General features: G+C 39.7%; 6 protein-coding genes. 4 read left to right on the forward strand and 2 right to left on the reverse strand.

The window, feature by feature from the left end:
* Window positions 1-7 precede the first annotated feature (7 nt).
* Window positions 8-3,754 carry a phosphoribosylformylglycinamidine synthase gene (gene purL / locus L6471_RS05510; protein ID WP_237797539.1) on the reverse strand — a complete coding sequence of 1,249 codons (3,747 nt, stop codon included), beginning with the start codon at window positions 3,752-3,754 and terminating at the stop codon, window positions 8-10.
* A gap of 187 nt (window positions 3,755-3,941) precedes the next feature.
* Between purL and L6471_RS05515 the strand changes: the two genes are divergently transcribed.
* The 4 genes from L6471_RS05515 (at window position 3,942) to L6471_RS05530 (ending at window position 9,421) form a co-directional block, all read left to right on the forward strand.
* Window positions 3,942-4,298 carry a hypothetical protein gene (locus L6471_RS05515; RefSeq protein ID WP_027453065.1) on the forward strand — a complete coding sequence of 119 codons (357 nt, stop codon included), beginning with the start codon at window positions 3,942-3,944 and terminating at the stop codon, window positions 4,296-4,298.
* A 424-nt stretch (window positions 4,299-4,722) separates the two neighbouring features.
* Entirely contained in the window at window positions 4,723-5,583 is an 861-nt protein-coding gene (locus L6471_RS05520) for an OmpA/MotB family protein (protein WP_006282896.1), read from the forward strand.
* A 151-nt stretch (window positions 5,584-5,734) separates the two neighbouring features.
* Window positions 5,735-7,021 (forward strand): glycoside hydrolase 5 family protein, encoded by a 1,287-nt coding sequence (locus tag L6471_RS05525; RefSeq protein WP_006282897.1) that lies wholly within the window; start codon window positions 5,735-5,737, stop codon window positions 7,019-7,021.
* 42 nt (window positions 7,022-7,063) lie between these two features.
* Window positions 7,064-9,421, forward strand: coding sequence for a glycoside hydrolase family 3 C-terminal domain-containing protein (locus L6471_RS05530; protein ID WP_006282898.1), 2,358 nt, complete (start codon window positions 7,064-7,066; stop codon window positions 9,419-9,421).
* An 82-nt stretch (window positions 9,422-9,503) separates the two neighbouring features.
* On the opposite strand, the gene L6471_RS05535 is transcribed toward L6471_RS05530, so the two are convergent.
* Window positions 9,504-11,693 carry an alpha-galactosidase gene (locus tag L6471_RS05535; protein WP_237797540.1) on the reverse strand — a complete coding sequence of 730 codons (2,190 nt, stop codon included), beginning with the start codon at window positions 11,691-11,693 and terminating at the stop codon, window positions 9,504-9,506.
* Between the last annotated feature and the right edge of the window lie 25 nt (window positions 11,694-11,718).

The raw sequence follows: 11,718 nt of genomic DNA on the forward strand, positions 1-11,718 counted from the left end.
CAAATTATTATTTTATGCGCTCTTCAATCCACTTACGGGCATTGACAAAGGCCTCCATCCATGGAGTAACATCATCGTTGCGATGGTCTGCTGGATACCAAGCGTTTTGCCATGGGAAGATAGCACGCTCAGGGTGTGGCATCATTGCAAGATGACGACCATCTGCAGAACAGATACCTGCAACATTGTAGTCACTTCCATTAGGGTTACCTGGATACTCTGCGTAGTTGTATTTAGCAATTACATTGTAGTGATCCTCAGGTTCTGGAAGATAGAAACGACCTTCTCCGTGAGCTACCCAAATTCCGAGTTTGTTGCCAGACAGACTGCCAAGCATAACACTGTTATTCTGTGGAATGGTGAGCCCTAAGAATGAACTTTCGAACTTCTTGCTATTGTTGTGGCAGAGATGTGCACGATGTTTATGTTCAGGGTTGATGAGATTGAGCTCAACCATTAATTGACAACCATTACAGATACCTAGAGAAAGTGTATCTTCACGAGCATAGAACTTGTCGAGTGCTTCTTTTGCCTTTGGATTGTAAAGGAATGCTCCAGCCCAACCCTTTGCACTTCCGAGTACGTCAGAGTTAGAGAAACCACCACAGTATACGATGAAGTTTACGTCCTCAAGTGTTTCGCGACCACTAATTAAGTCAGTCATCATAACATCTTTAACATCGAACCCGGCTAAATACATTGTGTAAGCCATTTCGCGCTCACCATTAGTACCTTTCTCACGGATAATCGCAGCTTTGATGCCAGATGGCTTTCTGCGATCTGCACTGATACCATAGCTAGCTAATGAGCCGTCGAAGTTCTCATTAAACTTCATCTCGATAGGCTGCTTCTTATAGTTGGTGTAACGTTTCTTAGCCATACCACCCATACTCTGCTTGCGATCGAGTAAGTATGAAGTCTTGTACCATGCATCGCGAAGAATGTCGATGTCAAATTCATGCTCGAAACCTTCTTTCTTGATAATCAACTTGCGATTGTTTGGAGTTGGATAGCCAATCTTAGCAAAGCCAATACCATTGTCTTCAAGATACTTTCTGAGTTCTTGCTTGTGTTCATCGCTTACCTGAATGATGACACCTGGGTTTTCTGCAAAGAGAGTCTTTACAATATCATCACAAGCGATATCATGCAAGTTGATATGAATACCACCTTCTGTATTTGCGAAGGTCATTTCGAGAAGAGTTGTCAGCATACCACCTGCTGAGATATCATGACCAGCCATGATCCATCCCTTCTTAATGAGTTCCTGAACAGCATTGAAACAGTCAACGAAGTAATCTGGGTTCTTTACAGTAGGAACATCGCTACCAACTTTATCGAGACTTTGTGCAAAAGCAGATCCGCCTAAGTGCTGGTCGTCAAAACTGAAGTCGATATGATACAAACTTGAATTCTTGTCGTTTACAAGAACAGGGCTAACGGTCTTCTTGATATCGTAGACTTCACCACCTGCACTGACGATAACAGTACCCGGAGAGATAATCTTATCACCATTAGGATATTGCTGGGTTAGAGAGAGTGAGTCTTTACCAGTAGGTACGTTGACATGGATAGCACAGCAGAAATCGCTCAATGCCTGAACACCTTCATAAAGACGAGCATCTTCACCCTTTTGGCTACGGCAAGGCCACATCCAGTTAGCAGACAGACTTACGTAGTCTAGAGGTTGCTTTTCTTCATCTCCCTTGCGGCCTAATGGAGCCCATACCAAGTTGGTAAGAGATTCTGCAACTGAAAGTACAGAACCAGCCTTTGGATCTGCTAAACCTGCCTGAGGAGCATGACCGAGTGCGGTTGCAATACCTGCATTGCCACGGTAGTCGAGAGCAACAACACCACAGTCGCTTAATGGTAATTGAATTTGGCCTTGACCCTGCTGGCGAGCTACCTTACCTGTAACCGAACGGTCTACCTTATTCGTCAACCAGTCTTTACAAGCAACAGCTTCGAGCTGAAGTACGCGATTAATATATTCATCGAGTTTGTCTGCTGAATAGGTAACATCCTCATATTTTCTTTCAACAGTTTCATCCACCATAATAGTCTTTGGTGTATGACCAAACATCTGAGCTACATCAAGATCAAATGGCTTAATACCATCAGCCTGTTTGAAACTGAAGTGTGCATCACCGGTAGTTTCACCTACTACATACATAGGAGCGCGTTCACGATCTGCAATCTTCTGTACGTGCTCGAGATATTTCTCATCAATCAACAGACCCATACGTTCCTGGCTCTCATTGGCGATAATTTCCTTAGCGCTCAAAGTCTTATCACCGATAGGCAATTTGGTCATATCGATTTCACCACCACATTCTTCAACCAACTCTGACAAACAGTTCAGGTGACCTGCACTACCGTGGTCGTGGATAGAAACAACAGGGTTTGAATCTTCTTCAACAAGAGCACGAACCAAGTTGTAGTCGCGTTTCTGCATTTCAGGGTTAGCACGCTGGATAGCGTTAAGCTCAATACCATTGCTATAGCGGCCTGTATCAACAGAACTAACACTACCACCACCAAGACCGATGCGATAGTTATCACCACCAACAAGTACAACTTTGTTGCCTGTACGAGGTTCCTTCTTCAAGCAGTCGCGCTTCTTGCCATAACCTACACCACCAGCAAGCATGATGACTTTGTCGTAAGCGTACTTCTCGTTATTTTCTTGATGTTCGAAAGTCAGAAGAGAACCGGTAATCAGTGGCTGACCAAATTTATTACCGAAGTCGCTGGCACCATTAGATGCCTTAATCAAAATCTGCTCAGGAGTCTGATATAGCCAGTTACGAACAGGAAGAATATCCTCCCAGTCGCGCTCAATATCGCTCTTGCCGTTGTCATCCTTCAAACGAGGATAAGAAGTCATGTAGCATGCTGTACCTGCGATTGGCCAAGATCCTACACCGCCACCCATACGGTCGCGAATCTCACCACCAGTACCTGTTGCTGCACCATTGAAAGGTTCTACAGTGGTAGGGAAATTGTGTGTCTCAGCCTTGAGAGAAATAACACTCTCGATATCCTTAATTTGGAAATAATCTGCAGTGCTCTGATCTTGTGGTGCAAATTGCTCAACAACTGGACCTTGAGAGAATGCTACATTATCTTTATAGGCAGAAAGAATCTCATGTGGATTTTCTTGAGTAGTCTTCTTAATCAAATTGAAAAGAGAAGACTCCTTTTCTTGTCCGTCAATAATAAATTGACCACCAAAAATCTTATGACGGCAGTGCTCTGAATTGATTTGGGCGAAACCGAAGATTTCTGAGTCTGTCAGTGGACGACCATTTTCTTTTTCAAGCTTATGTAGATAAGCTATTTCGTCTACACTGAGTGCCAAACCTTCTTCTTCGTTATACTTTTCTAGGTTATCAACGTACTTGATTGGTTCTGGCTCGTGATTAACGGTAAAAATCGTCTGGTCAATACCATCATACATACGCTGAAGCATAGGATCGTGCTCAGCGTCTTTTGACTCAACAGGGAAATACTCCTCTATGCGCGAAATGCCGTTAAGACTCATATTCTGGGTAATCTCAACGGCATTTGTACTCCAAGGAGTGATCATTTCACGACGTGGGCCAATGAAGAAGCCTTTAAGTTCCTGGGCATCCTCAAGGGTTGCATCGCCATAAAGCCAACAAAGTTCATTGATTTCATTCTGTTCCGGCTGATGATCAATTTCAGTCGCAACTACACTCTTAGATTGAGTTCTAAAAAAAAGAATCATACTTTAAAAATTCAGGTGTTATAATCTTGGGTGCAAAGGTACTGCAAAAAGTAGACATATCAAAATAAAAGAATAACTATTCTTGACCGGTTCGCTTAAAAAAAAAAGCTTTTTACTGAAATCTTTTCTTCGTGACAATCAATTACTATACATTTGCAATTGGATTTTAAATTGAATTAGAAGAGTTATGAAGAAAGTTATGTTAACATTAGTTGCAGCATTGTCTATGACTGTTGCATTGGCACAAGAGCCAGGTCATCAGCGCCCTAAGCATTATACTACTGAACAGATTGTTGATAAATTAAATCTGGATAAGAAAACAGCTGCGAAATTCTCTAAGTTGAGAAGTAAATATGCAGATCTCTTTAAAGCTCCAGGTAAACCTGGTGAAAAAGGTGAACGTCCATCTAAAGAAGATATGGATAAAAGAATGGCTCAGCATAAAAAGTATTTGAATGAGTTGAAATCTATCCTAAATGATAGCCAGTATAGTGCTTATGAAAAACTTGAACCACAACGTGGTCCTGGAAATAAGAAGAAATAATTAATTTCATCCAAATATAAAACCAATTTTATAAGTTATCTCAGACCTCCATCTATTTCGTGAGAAATGGGTGGAGGATTATGTTTGTATGGGGGGATATAGTTGGAAATATATCAAACATCTTAAAAATCGCACATTTTTCTTGATTTCGTAAATTGTTGATTTATAGTTATTTATTAACATGACTGTTTTTTTTATTAATTAAAAAATGAGTGAGTCGTACTGGCGAATATGAAAAATATAATCAGTTTGTTGGCAAATCGTTTCGTAATAGTCTGTGTTTTTTATAGTTAAATTGTTAAAATCGTGTCATTTTGACGGTTATGGGGTTAAAATATTTTAAAGGAATTATACTTTTCTTGGTAAAGTACGTCTTATTGATAACTTTGCACATAAATAAACAAAAATAAAATTCCAATACTATATGAAAAAAAGTAAATTATTAGTGATGACATTAATGGCTGGCGCTTTAGTAGTTTCTAGCTGTGCTAGCAAAAAAGAGTTGGAAAACTGCCAGAACGAAAATAGAGAGCTGACAGGCAACTATCAGAATGCTAAGGAGCAATTGGCAGCTGCAAACGCTCGTGTTACATCTCTTGAAGATCAGTTGGCTCAGTCTAAGAAAGACTATGCTTCATTGCAGTCTTCATTGGATAAGAGTTTGACAAATGCCAATTCTAATAATATCAACATTTCTAAGTTGGTAGACCAGATCAATGAGAGTAACCAGTATATTCGTCATCTTGTAGAGGTGAAGAGCAAGAGCGACTCTTTGAATATGGTATTGACCAACAATCTTACTCGCTCTTTGAGTAAGGATGAAATGAAGGAAGTAGATGTTCAGGTTCTGAAAGGTGTAGTTTACATCTCTTTAGCTGATAATATGTTGTATAAGAGTGGTTCTTACGAGGTTAATGATCGTGCAGAACAGACTTTGAGCAAGATTGCTAAGATTATTAAGGACTATAAGGATTATGATGTTCTTATCGAGGGTAATACAGATAATGTTCCTGTAAATACTAAGGCGGTTTCTATGAAGAACATCCGCAATAACTGGGACCTTTCCGCACTCCGTGCTTCTTCTGTAGTACAGTATCTTCAGGATCACTATGGTATCAATCCTAAGCGTTTGACTGCAGGTGGTCGTGGTGAGTATAATCCTATCGCTACAAATGATACAGAACTTGGTAAGCAGCGTAACCGTCGTACTCAGATTATCATTACTCCTAAGTTAGATCAGTTTATGGATTTGATAGACAAAGCTCCAAATGATGCTCAGAAGTAATTAGAAAATTATAATATTCATAGAAAAGGTGTGTCCCTTATGGGGACATGCCTTTTTTGGTGCTTGATTTTCAAAGGCAAATATAAAATAAAGGCAAATTTTAGCAAAAATAATATCATCATCTTTCATTATTTTGTTTTATATTTGCAATATGAAAACATTATTTAGAACAATTATTACCTTAATAATTCTTTTTCTTTACGGAATTACTTTACAAGCCCAGATCATTTCTTGCCATGATGGTAAATTTTGGCGAGGAAATCAACCGTATTATTATGTCGGAACCAATTTCTGGTATGGTGCAATACTTGGTTCGGAAGGCCAGGGAGGTAATCGCGCTCGTTTGAAAAGGGAGCTTAATCATATGCAGCGTTTGGGAATCAATAATCTTCGTATTTTGGTCGGATCTGATGGCTTACGAGGTGTAAAAACCAAAGTTGAACCTACTTTACAAGTTGCTCCGGGAGTATATAATGATACAATTATGGCAGGTTTGGATTATTTGCTGGCAGAAATGGGAAAGCGTAACATGGTAGCTGTTCTCTATCTTAATAATTCATGGGAGTGGAGTGGTGGATATGGCTTTTATCTAGAACATGCTGGCGAAGGCAAAGCTCCGCGGCCAAATGAAGATGGATATCCTGCTTTCATGAATTTTGTATCCAAGTTTGCTACCAATAAAAAAGCACATCAACTCTTTTATGATTATGTGAAATTTATTTTGAGCCGTACAAATCGTTATACAGGTAAACGTTATATCGATGATCCGACCATTATGTCATGGCAGATAGGTAATGAACCTCGTGCTTTCAGCAAGAAAGTTCTTCCTGCATTTGCACAATGGTTATCTGAAGCTTCTGCACTGATTCGCAAGCTAGACCCTAATCATCTGATTTCTATCGGTAGTGAAGGTTCTTGGGGATGCGAGAATGATGAAAAAGTATATGAGCAGATTTGTGCTGATAAAAATATCGATTACTGTAATGTTCATTTATGGCCTTATAATTGGAGTTGGGCTAAGGCTGACTCCTTGATAGAAAATTTGCCTCGGGCCAAAAAAAATACGAAAGAGTATATAGATCATCATTTGATTATCTGTAAGCGATTGCAAAAACCTCTTGTTATGGAAGAATATGGATACCCACGTGACGGATTCAAATTTGATCTTGAGGCATCTACCCATGCTCGTGACAGCTATTATCAGTATGTATTTGGGCTGGTTGCTGAAAATGCTACGAAAGGCGGGCTCTTTGCCGGATGTAACTTCTGGGGATGGGGTGGTGAAGCCAAACCGAAACATGAACAGTGGCAGGTAGGTGATGACTATACGGGTGATCCTGCACAAGAAGCGCAAGGGCTAAATTCCGTTTTTGTAACAGATAAGTCTACATTGGCTATAGTCAAAAAGTATTGTAAAATCTTATCTTCTATTCGATAATCACGAATAGAATAATCTATAATCTAACTATTTATCAACAGAATGAATAAAAAAATTGGTGTTTTTGCGTTAGGAATTTGTTTGTCTGGAGCATCAATGGCACAGGCTCCTCAGTTACGAGCTGACAATATTGACGAGATTATTGCTGCTATGACGTTGGAAGAGAAAGCCCAACTCTTAACAGGTTGTGGTAATGCTGGATTCCCAGGAAGTGGAGCTGCTATGGGGCATCAAACGAAGTTGGTGGCGGGTGCTGCGGGTGTTACTGCAGGAATCCCACGTTTGGGTATACCACAGACGGTTGTTGCCGATGGTCCTGCTGGAGTTCATATTGATGCATATCGTAAGGGTACAAATCAAACTTTCTTTGCTACAGGTTTCCCTATAGGTACTTGTTTGGCTTCAACCTGGAATTTAGATTTGGTAGAAAAAGTAGGTAAGGCTATTGGTAATGAAACTTTGGAATATGGATGTGATGCCATTTTAGGTCCAGGTATGAATCTGCATCGTAACCCGCTTTGTGGCCGTAATTTCGAATATTATAGTGAAGATCCTATTGTTACGGGATTGATAGGTGCTGCTATGGTAAAAGGAATCCAAAGTCAGGGGGTAGGTGTATCTGCTAAGCATTTTGCTGTAAACTCGCAAGAGTCTGATCGTACACGTGTAGATGAACGTGTCAGTCAGCGTGCTTTGCGAGAACTTTATCTCAAGGGTTTTGAGATAATGGTTCGTAAGAGTGCTCCGTGGACTCTCATGTCTTCTTATAATCGTATTAATGGAGTATATTCTCAGGGCAATTATGATTTGTTGACTAAAGTGCTTCGACAAGACTGGGGATTTAAGGGTATCGTTATGACCGATTGGATAGGTGAACGTGCTGATTTACCTATAAGTGATGTTGTCAAAGCTGGTAATGATTTGTTGATGCCTGGTTTCCCTACTCAAGTAAATCATATCATTGAGGGAGTGAAAAGTGGAAAAATAGATATAAAAGATGTAGACCGTAATGTGCGTAATATGTTGGAATATATCGTGAAAACGCCTCGTTTTAAGGGTTATAAATTCTCGAATACACCAAATTTAAAAGCACATGCTGCTATAACTAGACAGTCTTCTACTGAAGGTATGGTCTTACTGAAGAATGGTAAACTGAATGGTCAGCATATTTTGCCGATGAAGCAGATGAGTAAGGTCGCCCTCTTTGGTGTAAATAGCTATGACTTTATGAGTGGTGGTCTCGGTTCTGGCTGTGTTAATGTTCCTTATGTGGTAGATATGGTTCAAGGATTGAAAAATGCTGGTATCAGTACAACAGCACAGTTGACTGACATTTATGAAAAGTACGTAGCTTATGCCAAGTCAAAGTTGAAAGCAGATAAGAATCCTGAAATGTGGTTCTTGGATCAGGGACAGCCTAAACTAGATGAAATTGAAATTTCTCGTCGTTGTGTTGAACATGAAGTGTCGGAGGCTCAGGCTGCTATTATTACAATCGGTAGACAGGCTGGTGAAGGTCTTGATCGTAAGATAGAAGGTGAATTTAATCTTTCTGCTCAAGAAAAGGATATGATATCAAACGTCAGTGCTGTTTTCCATAATCAAGGTAAACCGGTTATTGTTGTAATTAATTCTGGTAGTGTTATGGAAACTGCAAGTTGGCGTGATTTAGTAGATGCTATTCTTGTAGCATGGCAACCTGGTGAAGAAGGTGGTAACTCTGTAGTAGATGTATTAACAGGTAAAGCAAATCCTTCGGGAAGACTTACGATGACATGGCCTATAGCTGCGGTAGATCATCCTTCTACAGCTAATTTCCCTCAGCAGCCTGATTATTATAATCTTACAGAAAAACTTTATGCTAATAATCTTGCAGGTGTAAACTATACTAATCATGATGAAGATATTTATGTAGGATATCGTTATTTCGATGCTTTTGATAAGCCGGTAGCTTATCCTTTCGGTTATGGTTTGAGTTATACAACTTTCAGTATGAGTAACTTTGCTGTTAAACAAATAAAAGATAAGGTACAGGTGAAGGTTACAGTCAAGAATACGGGTAAAACAAGTGGCAAGCAGGTGGCACAGATCTATGTTCAAGCTCCAAAAGGTAATTATGAAAAACCTGTCAAGGAATTGAAATCTTTTGCTAAAACTCAGGAATTAGCTCCAGGTCAGAGCCAGATTTTAACAATGACAATAGACCGTCGTGACTTAACGAGCTTTGATGAGGCTAACAGTCAGTGGAAAGGTGATGCTGGTGAGTATGTATTTATGGTAGGTGATAATGCTGCTCATATGGTTGGTACAGCTAAACTTCGTTTGGTGGAATATACAGAGAAGGTCAGTGAGGCCATGAAGCCACAGCATACGCTTAACTTATTGAGAAGAAATAAATAATCTTTGTATAGGATCATATAAAAACGAAAAGAGGATATGTTATTGAAGCATATCCTCTTTTCATTTTAGCAATGAAATCTGTTTATTGAGCTGTTAAGTATAAAACTCTACTTGACCAACTGTCTTTTTTATCCCAATCTACATGATGGGTTAATGGCATGTCGAGTCCATGATTCATCAAGTATGCACCGCTATAGCTTTTGCCTTCACAGTCTAATTCCTTATTATCTATGCGATTCAGTTCGTGTACAGTATACATTTTGTTGGCATCTAAGCCTGCCATTTTGATGCGAGGCAAGTGTTGGTTTTGAAAGGTTTCTGTTTTCCACCAATAGAATACAGCCTTATCCTTAGCATCACTGACATACATAAGTGATGCTACGCCCTTGTGATCAAATGGACTCTGAAGACGATAGATGTTACCAAACTGTACGACAGGTCGAATAGTTTTGTATTCTGCAATTGCTTTTTTACAGAGAGACTTTTCTTCATCAGTCATATTTTTAGGTTGAATTTCCATGCCCAGACGTCCGCTCATGGCAACATCAATACGGTATTTGAGAGCAGTTGTGCGGAAAACGGTGTGGTTTGGTACAGCTGATATGTGGCTTGCCATAGCAATCGCTGGGAAGAAATAGCTCGTTCCCCATTGCATATAGATACGTTGTAATGCATCTGTATTATCACTAACCCAAAATTCATCAAAATAAGGTAGTACCCCCCAGTTGGCTCTACCACCACCGCTGGCACAGGCTTGAATAATAACATCAGGATATTTGGCGCGGATACGTTCCATGACGTTGTTGAATCCTTGATGATAATTAATATAAAGATGACTCTGTTCGTTCATGCCTAGATATTGACTGCCGTGATTAAGTATAGACATATTAGCATCCCATTTAATATAGGCTATATCAGGATACTTCGTCAGAAGATTGTCGATGGTATTGAAAACAAATTGTTGAACTTTCGGGTTGCCCATATCTAGAACTAATTGGGTACCTCCACGACCTTTTACGGCATTGCGTTTCGGAGCTTTAACCACCCAGTCTGGATGTTTCTCGTAAAGTTCACTGGCTGTATTCGTCATTTCCGGTTCAAGCCAAATACCAAATTTTATACCATGCTTTTTGGCATCGCGGAGTAAGCCTTCTATCCCTTCTGGTAATTTTTTCTTGTCTACCACCCAATCTCCTAAAGCACAGTTGTCAGTAAGTCGAGGATATTTTCCTCCAAACCATCCATCGTCCATGACAAATAGTTCTCCTCCCATATCTGCGATGTCACCCATCATCTGATCCATACCTTTTTGGTTAATATCAAAGTATACTCCTTCCCAGCTATTGAGTAGAATCATGCGTTCTTGGTTACCATGACTAAGCATATAATCACGTCCCCATTTGTGAAAATTTCTACTTGCTCCACTCAGTCCCTTATCTGAAAAGGTAAACGCTAATGTAGGAGTAATGAATTTCTCACCTTTTTTCAGTTGATATTCAGAGTTATCTTCATTGATACCAGCAAAAAGATAATGATATTCGGTATCATCGGTAACCATTTTAAGTTTATAGTTGCCACTGTAGCAGAGTGCTGCTCCAATAATGTCGCCCGTGTTTTCTTGCGCTTTTCCATCAAGCGATAGCATAACTTCGGCATGATCTGTATGGCTGTTTCTTACACCATCTTTATTGCGAATAACAAGTTCTCCAGGTTGTATGGGCTCTTCGACTACTTGTGCTTCGTTAGCCCAAGATCCGTAAAGATGTGATATCCATACGTTTCCTCGGCGAATAGGTAACATCCCTGAAGCAAATTGAGTAAGAGTAATGGTACCTTTTTCTTGATGAGTAATCTCACTCCACACTTCCATCATATCGACATCTGTATATGCACGATATTTCAAATCTACTTGAAGTGCATAGATAGGGTCTTTCATGTGAATGGTGGTAATAGTCGTATTTCCTTTTTGTTGGGTGTCATAACCTGTAATTTGTAGTTCTGTAGACATATTACCATCTGCATGTCGTATGGCTAATGCCGATTCAGATGGAGTATTTAAACCGTAGGCAGGATAGGCTTCCATTCTTCCACCTTGAGGTGACTGAAGTTCGCCAAGATTTATTTTTTGACCGAAATAGACATATTTAGGTTGCTGCCCTTTTTCGATATCAAGAATGAGTGATATGTTTTTAGACTGAATCGTGATATTTTCAGCCATTGCAGGCATTCCTGTAAAACATAAGGATAAAGCGCTGAATAGTATTTTTTTCATATATTTGTAATTAAGGTGTTATTGG

The sequence above is a fragment of the Segatella bryantii genome, assembly GCF_022024215.1.
GTDB classification, from domain to species: Bacteria; Bacteroidota; Bacteroidia; order Bacteroidales; family Bacteroidaceae; genus Prevotella; species Prevotella bryantii.